This window comes from Flavobacterium sp. UBA2787 (assembly GCA_002352205.1).
Lineage (GTDB): Bacteria > Bacteroidota > Bacteroidia > Flavobacteriales > Flavobacteriaceae > Flavobacterium.
The window spans coordinates 126,891-144,073 of the sequence record DEHZ01000015.1; the positions used below are offsets into that span (position 1 = coordinate 126,891).

Annotated in this window: 16 protein-coding genes; 9 read left to right on the forward strand and 7 right to left on the reverse strand. The window is 33.9% G+C overall.

Features of this window, described 5'->3' with window-relative positions; translation table 11 throughout:
• Positions 1 to 241 precede the first annotated feature (241 nt).
• Positions 242 to 805: a hypothetical protein gene (locus tag B4N66_RS13700; protein ID WP_291095429.1), complete on the reverse strand. Its 564-nt coding sequence runs from the start codon at positions 803 to 805 to the stop codon at positions 242 to 244.
• A gap of 71 nt (positions 806 to 876) precedes the next feature.
• Here B4N66_RS13700 and B4N66_RS13705 point away from each other — a divergent pair, with 71 nt between their 5' ends.
• Positions 877 to 1,644, forward strand: a complete 768-nt coding sequence (locus B4N66_RS13705; protein WP_291095431.1) for an amidohydrolase — start codon at positions 877 to 879, stop codon at positions 1,642 to 1,644.
• Between the two features lie 74 nt (positions 1,645 to 1,718).
• On the opposite strand, the gene B4N66_RS13710 is transcribed toward B4N66_RS13705, so the two are convergent.
• Positions 1,719 to 3,308, reverse strand: coding sequence for an Ig-like domain-containing protein (locus tag B4N66_RS13710; protein ID WP_291095433.1), 1,590 nt, complete (start codon positions 3,306 to 3,308; stop codon positions 1,719 to 1,721).
• A gap of 85 nt (positions 3,309 to 3,393) precedes the next feature.
• Complete coding sequence (locus B4N66_RS13715; protein WP_291095435.1) at positions 3,394 to 4,074, reverse strand: ComF family protein; 681 nt, start codon at positions 4,072 to 4,074, stop codon at positions 3,394 to 3,396.
• Positions 4,075 to 4,189: 115 nt separating this feature from the next.
• On the opposite strand from B4N66_RS13715, the gene B4N66_RS13720 reads away from it, so the two are divergent.
• From B4N66_RS13720 to B4N66_RS13735, 4 genes are all read left to right on the forward strand, one after another.
• The gene (locus tag B4N66_RS13720) at positions 4,190 to 5,731 is read left to right on the forward strand and encodes a glycine--tRNA ligase (RefSeq protein ID WP_291095437.1); all 1,542 of its coding nucleotides are present in this window, start codon (positions 4,190 to 4,192) and stop codon (positions 5,729 to 5,731) included.
• Between the two features lie 78 nt (positions 5,732 to 5,809).
• Positions 5,810 to 6,577 carry a sensor histidine kinase gene (locus B4N66_RS13725; protein ID WP_248436101.1) on the forward strand — a complete coding sequence of 256 codons (768 nt, stop codon included), beginning with the start codon at positions 5,810 to 5,812 and terminating at the stop codon, positions 6,575 to 6,577.
• Positions 6,540 to 7,256, forward strand: coding sequence for a LytR/AlgR family response regulator transcription factor (locus B4N66_RS13730; protein ID WP_291095441.1), 717 nt, complete (start codon positions 6,540 to 6,542; stop codon positions 7,254 to 7,256). Before B4N66_RS13725 ends, B4N66_RS13730 begins: the two co-directional genes overlap by 38 nt.
• Positions 7,257 to 7,365: 109 nt before the next feature.
• Entirely contained in the window at positions 7,366 to 9,639 is a 2,274-nt protein-coding gene (locus B4N66_RS13735; protein ID WP_291095443.1) for a cation:proton antiporter, read from the forward strand.
• A 54-nt stretch (positions 9,640 to 9,693) separates the two neighbouring features.
• Here the strand turns inward: B4N66_RS13735 and B4N66_RS13740 are convergent, their stop codons facing one another.
• Genes B4N66_RS13740 through B4N66_RS13755 form a run of 4 tightly spaced genes read right to left on the reverse strand, consistent with a single transcriptional unit; the run spans position 9,694 to position 11,995 of the window.
• The gene (locus B4N66_RS13740) at positions 9,694 to 10,107 is read right to left on the reverse strand and encodes an arsenate reductase ArsC (RefSeq protein WP_291095445.1); all 414 of its coding nucleotides are present in this window, start codon (positions 10,105 to 10,107) and stop codon (positions 9,694 to 9,696) included.
• Between the two features lies 1 nt (position 10,108).
• Positions 10,109 to 11,137 (reverse strand): ACR3 family arsenite efflux transporter, encoded by a 1,029-nt coding sequence (gene arsB, locus B4N66_RS13745; RefSeq protein ID WP_291095447.1) that lies wholly within the window; start codon positions 11,135 to 11,137, stop codon positions 10,109 to 10,111.
• A gap of 10 nt (positions 11,138 to 11,147) precedes the next feature.
• Positions 11,148 to 11,651, reverse strand: a complete 504-nt coding sequence (locus B4N66_RS13750; RefSeq protein ID WP_291095448.1) for a DUF6428 family protein — start codon at positions 11,649 to 11,651, stop codon at positions 11,148 to 11,150.
• A gap of 14 nt (positions 11,652 to 11,665) precedes the next feature.
• Positions 11,666 to 11,995, reverse strand: coding sequence for an ArsR/SmtB family transcription factor (locus B4N66_RS13755; RefSeq protein ID WP_291095450.1), 330 nt, complete (start codon positions 11,993 to 11,995; stop codon positions 11,666 to 11,668).
• A gap of 283 nt (positions 11,996 to 12,278) precedes the next feature.
• Here B4N66_RS13755 and B4N66_RS13760 point away from each other — a divergent pair, with 283 nt between their 5' ends.
• The 4 genes from B4N66_RS13760 (at position 12,279) to B4N66_RS13775 (ending at position 16,693) form a co-directional block, all read left to right on the forward strand.
• Positions 12,279 to 13,391, forward strand: coding sequence for a LytR/AlgR family response regulator transcription factor (locus B4N66_RS13760; protein ID WP_291095452.1), 1,113 nt, complete (start codon positions 12,279 to 12,281; stop codon positions 13,389 to 13,391).
• A gap of 216 nt (positions 13,392 to 13,607) precedes the next feature.
• On the forward strand, positions 13,608 to 13,805 hold the full coding sequence (locus tag B4N66_RS13765; RefSeq protein ID WP_291095453.1) for a hypothetical protein: 198 nt from the start codon (positions 13,608 to 13,610) through the stop codon (positions 13,803 to 13,805).
• A gap of 91 nt (positions 13,806 to 13,896) precedes the next feature.
• Positions 13,897 to 15,930, forward strand: coding sequence for a tetratricopeptide repeat-containing sensor histidine kinase (locus B4N66_RS13770; RefSeq protein WP_291095455.1), 2,034 nt, complete (start codon positions 13,897 to 13,899; stop codon positions 15,928 to 15,930).
• A 97-nt stretch (positions 15,931 to 16,027) separates the two neighbouring features.
• Positions 16,028 to 16,693, forward strand: a complete 666-nt coding sequence (locus B4N66_RS13775; RefSeq protein WP_291095457.1) for a response regulator transcription factor — start codon at positions 16,028 to 16,030, stop codon at positions 16,691 to 16,693.
• Positions 16,694 to 17,183: the final 490 nt, after the last annotated feature.

Genomic DNA, 17,183 nt, shown 5'->3' on the forward strand with positions numbered 1-17,183 from the left:
AAGAGTTTTCAGTCAAAGTCGCACTTTATTGCATCAAAAAATCTGTAAAAATCTGCGTTTTGCAAAGCAAATCAGTTCAATCCGCGTTCCAATAAAAGATTTCTATTACAGTCGCAGTTTATTGCATCAATAAATCCGTTTCAATCCATTTCAAGTGAATCAAATCAAAAAATAAGCGGAAATCTATTAAATCCTTACTATCCGTGTTCCATTTAAAGGTTTACTTGTTTTCTGTGAGCAACTAATCCTTCCAACCCCAAGGCGACTCAGGATTTTCAACTGTTTCACTCAAATCAAAAGACACCGAAAAAACCCGATCTGTTCCAATTCTGCGTAAATTATATGTAAAAGCTTTTTCATCAACCGTTATCCACCAAACATTCATTGAAGCATACGGAATCAATTCGCTCGTAAATTCATCAGCCGGGAAAAACTGAATGTTGTGAAGTCCTCCATTGGTTGAGGTTCCGCCATATTGCGTTACTTTATCCGGTTTGCCGTTTTCCTTACGATGGTCGTGTTTGAGTGTGATTTTACCATTTTTATAGGTCAATACCCAAGTTCTGGATTTATCATCACCCACAAAAAACGGAATTCGGATTTTATTTTTTCCACAGCTTTTTACGTGCATGACTAGCTTTTTTCCACGAAATTCATCGTTCGCAGGAGCTTCAATTATTTCGCCTTCAAACGATTTTCCGCAATGTTTTTGAAGTGTTTCCCAGAATTTTTGGGTTTCAGATTTCTGTTGGGCATTCATTGAAAAGGAAATCAATAAAGCCAATAAAAAAGTCCATTTTTTCATACAATTGTTTTTTTGTGAAGATAAGAAAAAATCTCAAATTCGTATTTTGTATCTTTATCAAAAAGAAAAAAATGATTGTTTCACTCATTCAAGCTCCCTTAGTTTGGGAAAATCCATCCGAAAACCGACTTTATTTTGAACAAAAGATAAAGGCAATTTCGCAACATACCAATTTAATTGTACTTCCAGAAATGTTTACCTCCGGATTTACAATGAATCCAAAACACGTTGCGGAAACAATGCAAGGCGAAACGATTGCGTGGTTAATTGAACTTGCAAAAGCAAATAACGCTGCTATAACTGGCAGTTTAGTCATCCAAGAAGGGGAGCTTTTTTTTAACCGTATGGTATTTGTTTTCCCATCCGGAAAAGTGGAGTATTACGACAAAAGACATCTTTTCACCTTAGCCGGCGAAGAAAAAGTCTATCAACCCGGAAAAGAAAAAAAGATAATTGAATATAATAACTGGAAAATCTGTTTGCAAGTGTGTTACGATTTGCGTTTTCCTGTTTTTGCCAGAAATACCGAAGACTATGATTTGCTGATTTATGTAGCAAATTGGCCAAAAGTAAGAACAAATGCGTGGGACATTTTACTGAAAGCCAGAGCGGTAGAAAATTTAACATACGTGATTGGTGTAAACAGAATTGGATTTGATGATAACGAGCACGAATATGTTGGCCACTCACAAGTGATTGATGAATTAGGGAATTATCTCTTGGAACCGCAATTAAATGAACATGTTTTTCATGTTGATTTAGACAAAGAAAAAATGCTTGAAACGCGAAAAAAATTGAATTTTTTGAATGATCGGGATGATTTTTCTATTTCTTCTTGAAAAATGAGACTGAAAACTCCAACTACTCATCCGTTCAAAACCTGAAACTTGAAACTTCAAACCTTAAACTTTCATCAACCACCAGTAAACTTCAACGTTTGATCAACATCCCAATTTGCTCTCACTTCAACGGGTGTCGGAAAATATTTGACTTCTTCGGTTTGGCGTTTTTCTAAATAGTTTCCGGTATCCCAAATTTTGTTTTTGTTTTCGTCATAGATGATTCTAACCGTAAACATGGCAGGTTGCACAAGGTTAAAATCTAGAACTGTTTCTCCTTCCGAATAGGCTGAGGCCAAAACTTTTCCTTTGTCATCTGTCAATTCAACAATGATTGGAAACGATTTTATTCCTTCCAATTGAAGACGGAGATTACCATAATCTGCAACATCTCTGGTTGAAACTCGATAGCCGGTAGAATCGCTTTCTCTTTCTAATAAATCAGTAAAAGCACCTTTTTCAAGGGTGAAACTATACTTTTCAACTGGTTCTCTTTTAAAATCAATTTCAACTTCTTGTTTTAATTCATCATATTTGGTAGTAAATGCAATAGCAACAGAATCCTTATTAATCAATTTAATTTTTGAGTCATCAATTTTTATCAATGGAATTGAACTACTGAGCGTAAATTTATCCCTAAAATGCAAAGTACCACTTTGTTTCGCTTTAATGCTAAGTGTATCTGCTTTTTGATTTTTCATCTTCACGTTAAATTCCTTTTCAAAATCATTCCGAATTATTTTTAACGAAAGTGAATCGGTTTTTATGGGTTTAAACCAAATTTGAACAGAATCCTTTCCTTCAAAAGGCGTAATGACTGTTGGAATAACTTCGTTACCGTTTTTCAATTCTGCTTTGAGGTTGTCGGCTTTTCCTTGATGACCAACAATTATTCGGTTTCCCGAAGCTTGTGATGGTTTCAAAGGCTTAAAAGGAAGCACTTCTTTAAACAACTCCAACTCATACGCAAAATCACTAGGAATGGTTATCGTTTCACTAAAAAATGCAATTTTGTCAGATTTAGGGTCGTATTTGTTGTTGCTACTCTCATCTTTCATGGCTACTAAAAGATAGTTTCCTTCCTTTAAATTTTCAAGTTTGAAAGTTTTACTGCTATCTAATGTGTTGGTAATGTATCGTGGAGCTTCTTTATAAATGATGGAATCGTAGAATTTTTCGTTTTTTTCATATAGCATAACCGAAACGAAATTATCAGTTTTTAAATCAAAAGCATCTTTAATTGTGCCGTTTAATTCAAGCGAATCAATGTAGGTTCCGGTAGAAAAAATATACTTGAATTGTTGATACGGATTTCCTTCGTTGTTATCCTGTATACTATTTCCAAAATTGAAACTATAGGTAGTATTTTCAAGTAATGTGTCTTTTATGGTGATCGTAATTTCTTTTGAAGCAACCGATGGCGTTATCAGCGGTTGAAGTTTCATAGGCGGCGAAATAATCAATTGCTTGTTCGCGTCTTTCAACTTTACATATTCATCAAATTGAAGTTTAATGACGTTTCCTTTAAAATTTGTTGAAAAATTCTTAGGTTCACTTAGCCTCAAAACAGGTGCAAGGGTGTCTTTCATGCCACCGGTAATAAAACCTCGCTTGGCACAGCCCGTAAACAAAACCGAAATAAGAAGCAGAAAAATAATTCGCATAATTTTACCAAACACTTAAAGTTGCCACAAAATAACAATTATATTTAGTGTAAATGAAATGTTTTAGGTTTTTCTTTGCTTATGATTAGTGAGTATAGGCCATGCAAATAATACTCAAACGTGCTCCGGGTATTTTGAGTATGGCTTTTCCGCATTGTTCTAATGTTGAACCGGTTGTAATAACATCGTCAATCAAGAGAAAATGCTTGTTGTGATGATTTTCGGCGAATTCAACTTCAAAAATGGTTTTTTTAGCCTCAGTTCTTTCTAAAAAGGACTTTTTGGTTTGAGTTACAGAATACGTATTTCGGTGTAAAATATCATCATAAAAGGGTATTTGTAATGATTTTGAAAGTGATTGACCAAATGAGGTTAACTGATTGTATCCTCGTTCTTTCATTCTCTTTTTATGTAAAGGAACCGGAATAATTGCATCAAATTTTAAATCGGAGTGAATTTTTTGAAGCTCTTCTCCATACCAATCACCTAAAAAAGTTCCCACTTGCTGACGATTTCTGTATTTTAAATGATGAATAAGTTCTTGCACCATTCCTTTTTTATGAAAATAAAGCAAGGCAGAAGCATGTTCTAACGGTAAACGACCATAAAATGTTCGTAAAACCTCGTTGTCTGGAATTTCAGTGTGTCTTGTGAGTGGTAATTGATGTCTGCACCGTGCACAAACATAAATTTCATTGGTAAACAAAGGATTTTTGCAGGCGAAGCAAACTTCTGGATAGAATAAATGGAGTATACTTTTCAGCATTTTGGCTTGTATTAGGTTCGAAATGGCGTTTAGTTGAGCAACAAAAATATGATTTTTTTTAAAACTTTAACAACTATGCGACATATCTACACACTTTTTATATTTTTGCACCATTATGGCAAAACAAGAAGATAATTTTAAGAATGTAATTTCACATGCAAAAGAGTACGGATTTATTTTTCCGTCCAGTGAAATTTATGACGGTTTAAGTGCCGTTTACGATTATGCTCAAAACGGAGCAGAATTAAAGAAAAACATCAGAGAATATTGGTGGAAATCGATGGTGCAAATGCATGAAAACATCGTGGGAATTGATGCCGCGATTTTTATGCATCCAACCACTTGGAAAGCTTCCGGACACGTGGATGCGTTCAATGACCCGTTGATTGACAACAAAGATTCGAAAAAAAGATACCGTGCTGATGTGTTAATTGAGGATTATGCCGAAAAATTAAACCAAAAAGCACAAAAAGAAATCGATAAAGCCAGAGAACGTTTTGGTGATGCTTTTGATGAGGCTCAATATGTTGCAACCAATCCTCGTGTGATGGAATACAAAGCCAAACAACGCGAAATTTTGGAAAGAATGGCTCGTTCGTTAGGCAATGAAGATTTGGCCGATGTAAAGGCTTTAATTGAAGAATTAGAAATCGCTTGTCCGGAATCTGGTTCCCGAAATTGGACCGAAGTGCGTCAGTTTAACTTGATGTTCGGAACCAAATTAGGAGCTTCTGCCGATTCTGCTATGGATTTATATTTGCGTCCGGAAACTGCTCAAGGAATTTTTGTGAATTTCTTAAACGTACAAAAATCGGGTCGTATGAAAATTCCATTTGGAATTGCTCAAACAGGAAAAGCGTTTAGAAACGAGATTGTTGCTCGTCAATTCATCTTCCGTATGCGTGAATTTGAACAAATGGAGATGCAATTTTTCGTGAAACCGGGCGAAGAAATGAAATGGTATGACTACTGGAAAGAAACCCGTTTAAAATGGCATTTATCGCTTGGTTTAGGTAGAGAAAATTACCGTTTTCACGACCATGAAAAATTAGCTCATTATGCTAATGCTGCGGCGGATATCGAATTTAATTTCCCATTCGGATTTAAGGAATTGGAAGGAATTCATTCCAGAACCGACTTCGATTTAAAAGCACACGAACAATATTCAGGAAAGAAATTACAATATTTTGATACTGAGGAAAATAAAAACTATGTTCCGTATGTAGTAGAAACTTCAGTTGGTTTAGATCGTATGTTTTTGGCTGTTTTCGCTAATTCATTAACAGAAGAAGCCTTAGAAGACGGTTCAACTAGAACAGTTTTGCGTTTACCATCGGTTTTAGCACCAACCAAAGCAGCCATTTTACCTTTGGTAAAAAAGGACGGTTTGCCTGAAATTTCACGTAAAATTGTAGAAGAATTGAAATGGGATTTCAATGTAGCCTATGATGAAAAAGATGCCGTGGGTCGTCGTTACAGAAGACAAGATGCATTAGGAACACCGTTTTGCATCACAGTGGATCATCAAACGATAGAAGACGAAACGGTTACCATTCGTCACCGAGATTCGATGCAACAAGATCGTGTGAAAATTTCTGAATTAAGAGATATCATCTCAAATGAAGTTTCAATGCGAAATTGGTTGATGAAAATGTAATAACCATTCAATAATATGTAATAAGGCTTTCCTATCGGGAAGCCTTATTTGTTTAAATTTGCAAGACATTTTTGGATTATGGAATCGAATGATTTTCAAAATTACTTTTATTTTTTAGTTGCTGCACTTGTTTTGGTTGTGGGAATAGCTCTTATTTTGGGATATAAACTGTTTAAATCCCTGAAAAGAAAAGAAGCTATCGAATCGCAATTTCAGCAATTAGAAGATAAAGTCAGCAATTTACAACTGGAAACGTTGGAGGCAAAACTCAATCCGCATTTGTTTAAAAACATCTTGAATTCTATTCAATCGCATGCTTATCAAACCTATTTTGCATTAGATAAACTAGCGAATGTGTTGGATTATATTTTATACGAAAGTCGAAAAAAATTCGTCACACCAAAAGATGAAATTGAATTTGCTTGTAACTTAATAGAAATCAATAAAATAAAAGTCAGTCCGCTTTTTGAATTAAAGGTAAAAATGAAGGTAAAGGAAGAAGAATTACTTTACAATCAAAAGTTAATTGCTCCGATGATTTCTATCGATTTAATTGAAAATGCATTCAAACACGCCGATTTACAAAGTGCGGATGCTTTTATTTCCATCGTATTTGAATTTAAAGAAAGTGTTTTTAGTTTAACCGTTTCCAACAAAATTTCTCGAAAATCAAAATTAGAGAAAGAAAAAGGAGGTTTTGGAACACAAACTCTTGAACAAAGATTAAAAATCATCTACAAAGATCATTTTAAACTGGATCGATTTGTAGAAAAAGACGTTTATATTGCTCACTTAAAAATTAATTTACTTGAACACAAAGCTGAAATGCTTGCTGCTCGACGATGAGTTGCCCGGATTAACTTATTTGAAAATGCTTTGCGAACAAATTCCTGAATTGGAAGTAGTCAAAGCATTTAACAACCCCGATGTGTTTTTAAGTGAAATCCCCGAATTAGATTTTGATTTATGCATTTTAGACATCGAAATGCCAATGATTTCGGGCATTGAAGTGGCAAATCTATTACAAGGAAAACTTATCATTTTTGCTACAGCTTACAAAGAATTTGCGTTGGATGCTTTTGAATTGGATGCAGTGGATTATCTGCAAAAACCCATCAAAAAAGAGCGATTGCAAATGGCTGTTCAAAAGGCGTTGAAAAGAATTCAGCAGGAAATTCCAACCAAGAAATTTACTCAACTACAAGCAGATAAAGGTAAAATACTATTATATTTCGACAAAATCAACTACGTCAAAACCGCCTCGATTGATAGCAGAGACAAAGAAGTTTTGCTGAATGATGGCTCAACCGTTATTTTAAAAAATATTTCTTTCGAAAAATTACTGGAATTATTGCCAACTTCAGATTTTTGCCGAATTAACAAACACGAAATCATCAAACTTAGTATTGTTCAGTTTTTTTCAGCTGATTTGATTACTACAAATTGTACTTTAAGAGAGAAAAACCTTGTGCTTACGTTAGGAAATTCATTCAAAAAGGATTTTTTGTCAAAACTAACTTTATAAGTTGTTACATTTTTTTGCCCTTTCATTACAAAAATGAAATGTCCTATTTCAGTAGCGGATTTTACTATTTTGAAATGATAGAATTTTGAGAAAATTAATTGATTTTCTCATGAAAAACTTTAAAAACTCTTTCTTTTATATTTTAATCATTGGTGGTTTTTCTGCCTTAATGTATTGGATTGCCGTTCAAGGCGAAAAACTTGAATACAATAGAAATATTGAAGTCGTTTCTACCAATTTATCACAATGGGATTCGTTTTTAGAATCAATTACACACAACATTCATCATCCGTTAGCGATATTATTGGCTCAAATTGTGACTATTATTTTAGTAGCCAGAATGTTTGGATGGATTTGTAAAAAAATCGGTCAACCTTCAGTTATTGGTGAGATTATTGCCGGAATTGTTCTAGGACCTTCGTTATTCGGCATGTATTTTCCTGAATTTTCAGCCAATCTTTTTCCTGCTGAGTCATTGGGAAATTTACAATTTCTTAGCCAAATAGGGCTTATTTTATTCATGTTTGTAATCGGAATGGAGTTAGACCTCAAAGTGCTTCAAAACAAAGCTCATGACGCAGTTGTAGTGAGTCATGCCAGTATCATTATTCCATTTGCTTCAGGGATGGGATTGGCTTATTACATTTATGAATCGTTTGCTCCCGAAGGAGTTCAATTTGCTTCTTTTGGTTTATTTTTGGGAATTGCGATGAGTATTACGGCTTTTCCGGTTTTAGCAAGAATTGTTCAAGAACGCGGCATACACAAAACCCGCTTGGGAACGATGGTCATAACTTGTGCCGCAGCAGATGATATTACTGCATGGTGTTTGTTGGCTGCGGTTATTGCCATTGTTAAAGCAGGTTCATTTGTGAGTTCGCTTTATATCATTGCTTTAGCGGCTATTTATGTGTTGTTGATGCTAAAATTGGTTCGACCCTTCTTAAAAAGAGTTGGCGAACTATATGCCACAAAAGAAAAATTGAGTAAACCAGTCGTAGCCATCTTTTTTGTAACACTAATTGTTTCTTCGTATGCTACGGAAATTATTGGTATTCACGCCTTGTTTGGTGCGTTTATGGCAGGTGCAATTATGCCGGATAATATGCGATTCAGAACTCTTTTTATCGAAAAAGTAGAAGATGTTTCCATCGTGTTGCTTTTACCCTTGTTTTTTGTTTTTACGGGTTTGCGTACCGAAATCGGACTTTTAAATGATCCTTATTTGTGGAAAGTGACGGGTTTAATCATTTTAGTGGCAGTTGTTGGAAAATTTGTTGGAAGTGCTTTAGCTGCCAAATTTGTGGGTCAGAATTGGCGTGACAGTTTAACCATTGGTGCATTAATGAACACCAGAGGTTTAATGGAATTGGTCGTTTTAAACATTGGGTTTGATTTAGGAGTGCTCACGCCCGAAGTTTTTGCGATGATGGTCATCATGGCGTTAGTAACCACATTTATGACCGGTCCGGCATTAAATTTAATTGACCTAATTTTCAAAAAACCAACTGATGAAACCATTCCGGCTGAAGTTATTGATGCCGGAAAATATAAATTATTGTTTTCGTTTGGAGATAGTCAGAGTGGTAAAGCATTGTTGCGTTTGGGACATTTTTTTACTAAAAAACAAGGTGAAAATGCGTTGATTACAGCCATGCACTTGACACCTACCAGCGAAATCAATCAAATTAATATTGAAGAGTATGAAAGGGAAAGTTTTGACCCCGTTTTGAACGAAGCAAAAAATATGAATCAACCACTTTCCACTTTTTTTAAAGCATCGAATGATATTGATTCTGACATTGCCAAAACGGCCAATCAAGGCGATTTTGATTTGCTTTTAATCGGTTTGGGACAATCAATGTTTGAAGGAAGTTTTTTAGGTAAAATTTTAGGATTTACTACCAGAATTATCACACCAGATCGTATTTTAAATACAATAGCCGGGAAGGATAATATTTTTGAAGAATCGATTTTTGATGATAGAACCCGTCAAATTTTAATGAAAAGCGAAGTTCCGGTTGGTATCTTAGTGGATAAAAAATTCACCAAAGCAGACATTATTTTTGTTCCTATTTTTGATAAAAGTGATGCTTATTTGATAAATTATGCTCAAAAACTCATTCACAACAACGAATCTCAGATTACGATTTTAGATTCTAAAGGATTAATCAAAAATAACCCGGAAATTAAAGAAATGATCCGTTCCATTGAACAAAAAGCACCTAATCACATTACGCTGCTAAATGAACAAAAAATCGAAAAAGAATTTTTGCTCAAGCAGGATTTGATGTTGATTAGTCTCAACAGCTGGAAAAAATTGGTTGAAACTAGAGGAATTTGGTTGAGCAACACACCTTCAACACTAATAATTCAGAAATAAAACATTACAAAAATGAAAAAATCCCAAACTCACTCGAATTTGGGATTTTTCTTTTTAAACATTTTCTTTAATAAATTCCTCAGAAAAAGCTTTGATTTGATCGCGAACCCTTCTGAATTCTGCAATTAGTTCCTTTGCGGTTCCTGATGCTTTTGACGGATCTTCAAAACTATGGTGAATTGTTTTTGTTTTGGTTGGGAAAAAAGGACAAGCTTCTTTGGCATTATCACAAACGGTTATCACATAATCAAATTCAATATCGGCATATTCATCCACGTGATTAGAAGTGTGTTTGGAAATATCAATACCATCTTCTGCCATTATACCTATTGCAAACGGATTTAGTCCGTGTACTTCCACACCGGCACTGTAAACCTGTGCTTTATCGTTAGCAAAATGCTTTAAATAACCATGAGCCATTTGGCTTCTGCACGAATTTCCGGTGCATAGAACGAGAATTTTTTTCATTTTATTTGTAGTATTTGTGTTTTAACCAAAAAGATACTCTTACCAGCAAAATCAATGCAGGTACTTCCACAAGAGGGCCAATGACACCCGTAAAGGCTTGTCCGCTATTCAATCCGAAAACGGCAATGGCAACTGCAATCGCTAATTCAAAATTGTTTCCGGCCGCTGTAAATGAAACCGCCGCATTTTGATCATAGGGAGCTCCAACCGACTTCGTTACAAAGAAGCCAATGATGAACATAATGGCAAAATAAATGAGCATCGGAATGGCAATCAATACAATATCAAGCGGAATTGTGACAATTAATTCGCCTTTTAAACTAAACATGACCACAATTGTGGCTAACAAAGCGATTAACGTGATGGGTGATATGGTTGGGATGAATTTCGTGTTATACCATTCTTCTCCTTTAAACTTCACTAATATGATTCGGCTTAAAAACCCTAATAAAAAAGGCAAACCTAAATAAATAGCTACACTTTCAGCAATAGTGGCAATTGAAATATCGACTATCGCTCCTTCAAAACCAAAATAGGGTGGAAGTATCGTAATGAATATCCAAGCATAAAAACTGTAGAAAAACACTTGAAAAACACTGTTTAAAGCCACTAATCCTGCTCCGTATTCTTTGCTTCCTTCGGCTAAATCATTCCAAACCAAAACCATCGCAATGCAACGAGCTAATCCTATAAGAATTAATCCAATCATATATTCCGGATGATCTTTTAGAAAAATGATTGCTAAGAAAAACATCAAAAACGGACCAATTATCCAATTTAGTAGTAAAGAAATCGATAAAATTTTGGTGTTTTTAAATACTTTCGGTAATAATTTGTAATCTACTTTGGCTAATGGCGGATACATCATCAAAATCAACCCAATGGCAATAGGAATGTTGGTTGTTCCTGAACTCATTCCGTTTATATTTTCTGCTACAGATGGAATATAATAACCTAAACTGACACCAATAAACATTGCAATAAAAATCCACAATGTTAAGTATGAATCTAAAAATGATAGTTTCTTCATCGTCTGTAAATTAACAACAGCCTGATTCCGGAGTACAACATCCTGCTGTAATTTCGGATAATTTTACTTTTTGTTTCGGAGTGCCACAGGTTTCGCCACGGTCTATTGCTTTGCATTGTGTTTTGTCAGCAATTAAATTGACAATGATTTCATCTTCAGAAAATTGAAAATCTTGTGGATGCATTTGTCTCGTGTCAAACGTATCATTTCCAAACTCAATTTTAACGGTTACATTTGGATTTAAAGGCAGTGATTTTTCAACCACATCAATAATTTGTAATGCTTTTGATGCTTTCATCGAACGAGGAGTTTCCTTTTGAGAAGGCTCCCAAAGTTGCAGAATAATTTCTGTCCAAGCATTCATTTTTCCACCACAATCAACCGAAGTGATAGCGTTTTGTTTTATTTCTGTAATATGAAAAGAAGGGTGCACAAATTGATTTTCACCAAATTGAAATTGCAAATGCAAATCCGGGTGTTGCACTAATTGATTTTTAAATTCTGACCAGTTCATAATTATTTGGTTTTTTAACAGCAGTCAAACGGACTACCATCGGGTTTACTAATTGTTTTGATAAAAGCTTTTACTTTTTTCCAAGTTTCTTGATTCAAACAGTAACATATGTTGTTTCCGCTAATGTTTCCTTTGATTAAGTTTACTTTTTTAAGTTCCGCTAAGTGTCTTGAAACAGTAGATTGAGCTAAAGGAAGCACTTCTACAATTTCTCCGCACACACAAGAAGGCATGTTGCTCAATAATTTTATGATAGCAATGCGAGCCGGATGCCCTATTGCTTTAAGGATTTCGGCCATTTCGTTGGTCTCTTGAGAGAAGCCTGTTGTTTTTGTTATTCCCATATCGCAATATTACGATAAGATTTTAAATAATACAAGTTTTTTAACGGAAATTTTTGCGTGTTATCGAAAGCCTTGTAATATGCTTTTTTAGCCGTGTTTTTTAACTTAAGTTTGTTGATAGTTATGGGTTTAGGTTGAAATGCTGAAAGCCTGTAATTTAGAAATTTAACCGTGTAAAACGCCCCAATCTTTTTGCACAGAGAACCTACAAATCAAATTATTTAAAAAAAGCAAGACCAGGAGTTGTTTCCTGATTTTTGTATTCAAAAGATTTTGTAGGTTTATGATGCACTCTTACCTCATTCTTGACGATGATAGCAAAAGCATTTTGAAAATCCAGTCCGTAATGGAAGGGTTTTCAAATTTTCAGCTTATGGCTACTGCGACAAATTATGAGGACGGTTTGAATGCCATTTTAGAGTACCAGCCGGATTTTGTTTTTTTAGAGATCAATCCGCTTTCCTCTTCTTCTAATCTTTCTTTGTTGATTATTAATGAATTGCATCGTTTTTTAAAGAAGATTCCCAAAATTATTGCTATTTCGCACGATACAAGCAAAGCGTTTGAAGCGGTTAAATATGATGTGTTAGATTTTTTAGTAAAACCTTTTGCTGAAGCAGATGTACGCAAAGCGTTATTGCGTTTTGAAAAAAATAATGACACTCCGGTTATTCGTTTAAATCCTGAACCACGAAAAATTGCGGAATTCAAAATTGTTGAGCCAAATCCTGAAGTTCAAGAAAAAGATAATTTAGCAAGAGAGTTAATTCCGATTCAGCCTGAACCTGTTCAAGTTAATGCGGTGAATGAAGAATTGATTACGCTTTTAAAAACAGAGCTGTCCGGTTTGAAAGAGGCTATTTTGGAAATGGCAAATCAACATAAGCCGGCATTTGATTCGGAATCGATTACTTCACAAATAATTTCAACAATAGAAGAATCTCTTCCAAAGGAAAATACAACAATAGATTTAGAACCTATTCTTACCGAAATTAAAAACATCACATTTGATTCTCCAAAAACGAGTGTTTCAAATGATGAAGTGCACCGCAATTTAATTTGCATAAAATCGTATGGCGATTATCGATTCTTAGAGTTAGATGAAATTGCTTTTTTGAAAGCCGATAACAATTCTACCGATATTACATTAAACAATGGAGAAGTCATTACTGCATTTAAAACCTTAAAATATTTTGAAGAAAATCTTCCTTCCTACTTCTTCAGAATACACAATAGTTATATTGTGAATAAAAACTATGTTTCTCGAATTCATACCGGAAACACGGTTTGCTACATTAAAAATTCGAAAACACAACTCCCGTTTTCCAAGAGCTACAAAGACAATGTAGAGCAAATTATAGCCCAATTAGCAGGGTTAGAATTCAAAGACATCTAAAAAAAGTTATTCTACCAAGATTTTAGGTTATTCTACAACCAAACGAACACAATCCACCATTAACACCCTGATTTTGTTGGCTGTAGCAGATAAGCACTATACTTTTACACCGTGAATGATTGTGTCCACGTGATACATTTACATGATAACAAAAATAGTATCAAGCGTTCACTCAACTAAAACGAAATTCAACTTATAACTTAATATCACAACATTATGAAAACTTTATTCGCATTATTAGGACTTTTTATGTTTGCTTCTGTATCTTCATCTGATTTATCAGTAAATTCTACATCTGAAAATGGAGATGGGTCAGCTGTAACAGGAGGAAAAAGAGCTTTGGTTATCCAAATGTCTGAGAATGGAGATGGATCTGCTGTAACAGGTGGAAAAAGAGCTTTAGTTATTCAATAATTAGGAAATAGAAAATAATTTCTTTCTTAAAGTAATTATTTTTAACATTATACAAATCTTTTTAATATTTTTGATGTAAATATCAGAAGTATTGAAAAGATTTTTTGTTTTTATTATTTTTCTAATTGTTGCGTTTGCCTGTGATAATATTTCTTCGAATAAAGAAAGTAACAGTGCGATACAAGACAGTATTCAACTTTATATTCAAAATGCACATAATTTTGAATTGCCGGAGAATGAAGTAATCCAATCACTAAATAAAGCTCAGGATTTGATTAAAACACTTCCAAGAGATTCAGTTTATTTTAAAAATAAAATTTATGTTGCTTTTATTTATGATAACATCGGAAAAAAACAAGAATTTAAAAATACAGTTTTAGAACTCATTGATGAAGCTATTCAAGCTAAAGATTCTTTTTATCTTGCAAGAGCTTACACTTATTTAGGAGAATATTATTCCGATAATGTCGTGATGGATAGTGCGGTCATAAATTTTCAACAAGCAGAAAAAATTTATTTTGGAATAAAAGACAATATTGGTATTGGTCGTATGCATGTTAAAATGGCTACTGCTAAACATAAGGTTAGAGATTACTTGGGTAGTGAAAAATCTGCCGTTTTAGCATTAACCTATATTCGCTTAGAGAACAATAAACTTTTAGAATATGAGGCCTATAATATTTTAGGAATTACTTGTTTGGATATAAAAGACTATGAAAAAGCGAAAGAATATTTCCAAAAAGCATATAGAATTGCCAGTGAAGAGCAATTAGTGAATTTTGGGTCATACCAAACAATGGCCGTTTCATTAAACAATTTAGGTTGGATTAATTTAAAAACGAGTAATTACAGAGAAGCATTATCTTATTTTAATCAAGCCATACAAGAACCAGATTTATTACAAGAGTACCCTGGTTTGTATGCGACAATTTTAGACAATAAAGCAAAAGCTAAATTAAGATTGGGTGATTTTTCTGATTTACCCAACGATTTTTATCAATCCTTAAAGATACGTGAAGAATTGCAACTTGTTCCAGAAATTGTAAATAGTAGAATAAATTTATCTGAATATTATGAAAAGAAAGGTGTTTTAGATAGTGCAAAGTATTTCGCTCAGGAAGCCTATAAAATGGCAAAACAGACTAATATAATTAATCTGCAACTTTCGGCTATTGATCAATTAAACAATGTTGAGCCTGAGAATCAAAGTTTATATTCGAAAGAGTATGTTAAATTAACAGACAGTTTATTCCAAGGAGAACGTCAAGTTTCCGAAAAATTTGCCCGTATAGAATATGAAACCGATGAGTTCAAAAGGCAAAAAGAGCAATTGGCCGTCCAAAACCGAAACATTATTCTTTTTGCATTATTGGCTGTTTTTATCGTAGTATTACTTTATATTATTCGTGACCAGCGAAGCAGAAATAAATTCTTTCGATTGCGAGAAGAACAGCAAAAAGCCAATGAGGAAATCTATAGCCTCATGTTAAGTCAGCAGAAAAAGTTAGATGAGGTCGTTATCAAAGAAAAACAACGCATTGGTCAAGAATTACACGATGGTGTTTTAGGGCGTTTATTCGGAGCAAGACTTAATCTGGACAGTTTAAACAAAAAAGGAGATGAATTGGCCATTGCCGGAAGAGATCACTACATCTCGGAACTTAAATTCATTGAACAGGATATTCGTGAAATTTCGCACGAATTGAGTCGTGAAAAATTTGCGTTAATCAATAATTTTGTAGCGATTTTAACCAATCTGTTTGAAGAGCAAAAAAATCTATCAGAAAACACCGATTTTAAATATACCATTGACCAAGCCATAAAATGGGATAAGGTGGATAACGATTTAAAAATTAATATTTATCGAATAATTCAAGAGTCATTACAAAACATTAATAAATATGCTAAGGCTAAGAATGTTTCAGTTAACTTACTAAAAGATGCTGATAATCTTCACGTTTCCATATTAGATGACGGAATTGGTTTTGAAGTTTCTAAAAAGAGCAAAGGAATTGGCTTGCAAAATATTTCTTCGAGAGTGTCAACGTGCAAAGGAACTTTTGAGATAAAATCAAAACCAGGAAATGGAACAACTATTACAATTGATTTGCCATTTAAAAAATAATTTTTTAAAACAAACACTTTTGAATTTATCAAAAGTGTTTTTTCTTTTTTATATTTGAATGTTATTTTTCAACTAAAATACAACCAACAACTAAATCATGTCAAAAAACTACCAAATCGTTATTGTTGATGATCACCCATTTATCATCGAGGCTTATAAAAACGCTCTAAAAAGCTACAGTGCAAATTCATTTGAATACACTACAACGCAAGCGAACAATTGCAAGATGGCGTATGAAACAATTACTACGGCAACACAAGCATTTGATATTGCGTTTTTAGACATCAGTATGCCACCGTATGAAGAAAAAAACATAATGTCTGGCGAAGATTTGGCTAAATTACTTCGTAAACTAATGCCGGACTGCAAAATTATTTTACTCACAATGCATACCGAATTAATCAAAATAAACACCATCATTAAAGAAATAAATCCAAACGGATTAATTATTAAAAACGATTTAACCTTTGATGAATTACTGAATGCGTTTAATAAAATTTTAAATAACGATAATTACTACAGTCAAACCGTTGTGAAGTTTGTGAGCCAATCGCAATATGAAAATTTACAAGTAGATGAGTTTGACAAACAGATTTTATATCATTTGTCTAAAGGAATTAAAACCAAAGATATTCCCAGTTATGTGCCACTCTCATTGAGTGCAATTGAGAAACGAAAGCTTAACCTTAAAGAGATTCTTGGCGTTAAAGGAAGTAGCGATATTGAACTGATTACGGAAGCAAAAAACAAAGGGTTGATTTAGTCAACCCTTTTTTATTACAATAAACCGTACTAAAATTGGTAGGAAACCGCAACAAGATTTGTGGTAAACCGTAACTAATTCTCTGAAAATCAAATTACTTTTACATCGAGTTAGTTAGCATACTGAAGTTTCTGAGCAACCTAGGAATGGAAAAAGAGTAAACCGAAAAAATACCACCCTTTTGTAAGTCCCCAAGACTTAACCTACTAATCGGACACTCAAAAAAAAAAAAATTAAAAGCGATAGGCCCCAAACTATCGCTTTTTTGTTTAAAGTGATTAGAGGCAAAATTTCATTACGGGAAACCACAACAAAAAAGGCAGAAAGCCGTAACACATTCTGAGTGAACCCGTATTTAGAATTTAAACCGACCGATATATCTTTACATCATCAATAACGAAGTAATTTTCATAATTAAAAATATTGACCCAAGAACGTTCTAAGTAGCCATCATCGAAAAAGAAATACCACCCTTTTGCCCCAACGAAAG

What these genes read in the sequence shown, in the direction of transcription:
- B4N66_RS13700 (WP_291095429.1), bottom strand. Translation starts at nt 805, where the DNA reads ATGAAAAAATGGACTTTTTTATTGGCTTTATTGATTTCCTTTTCAATG.
- B4N66_RS13705 (WP_291095431.1), top strand. Translation starts at nt 877, where the DNA reads ATGATTGTTTCACTCATTCAAGCTCCCTTAGTTTGGGAAAATCCATCC.
- B4N66_RS13710 (WP_291095433.1), bottom strand. Translation starts at nt 3,308, where the DNA reads ATGCGAATTATTTTTCTGCTTCTTATTTCGGTTTTGTTTACGGGCTGT.
- B4N66_RS13715 (WP_291095435.1), bottom strand. Translation starts at nt 4,074, where the DNA reads ATGCTGAAAAGTATACTCCATTTATTCTATCCAGAAGTTTGCTTCGCC.
- B4N66_RS13720 (WP_291095437.1), top strand. Translation starts at nt 4,190, where the DNA reads ATGGCAAAACAAGAAGATAATTTTAAGAATGTAATTTCACATGCAAAA.
- B4N66_RS13725 (WP_248436101.1), top strand. Translation starts at nt 5,810, where the DNA reads ATGGAATCGAATGATTTTCAAAATTACTTTTATTTTTTAGTTGCTGCA.
- B4N66_RS13735 (WP_291095443.1), top strand. Translation starts at nt 7,366, where the DNA reads ATGAAAAACTTTAAAAACTCTTTCTTTTATATTTTAATCATTGGTGGT.
- B4N66_RS13740 (WP_291095445.1), bottom strand. Translation starts at nt 10,107, where the DNA reads ATGAAAAAAATTCTCGTTCTATGCACCGGAAATTCGTGCAGAAGCCAA.
- arsB (WP_291095447.1), bottom strand. Translation starts at nt 11,137, where the DNA reads ATGAAGAAACTATCATTTTTAGATTCATACTTAACATTGTGGATTTTT.
- B4N66_RS13750 (WP_291095448.1), bottom strand. Translation starts at nt 11,651, where the DNA reads ATGAACTGGTCAGAATTTAAAAATCAATTAGTGCAACACCCGGATTTG.
- B4N66_RS13755 (WP_291095450.1), bottom strand. Translation starts at nt 11,995, where the DNA reads ATGGGAATAACAAAAACAACAGGCTTCTCTCAAGAGACCAACGAAATG.
- B4N66_RS13760 (WP_291095452.1), top strand. Translation starts at nt 12,279, where the DNA reads ATGATGCACTCTTACCTCATTCTTGACGATGATAGCAAAAGCATTTTG.
- B4N66_RS13765 (WP_291095453.1), top strand. Translation starts at nt 13,608, where the DNA reads ATGAAAACTTTATTCGCATTATTAGGACTTTTTATGTTTGCTTCTGTA.
- B4N66_RS13775 (WP_291095457.1), top strand. Translation starts at nt 16,028, where the DNA reads ATGTCAAAAAACTACCAAATCGTTATTGTTGATGATCACCCATTTATC.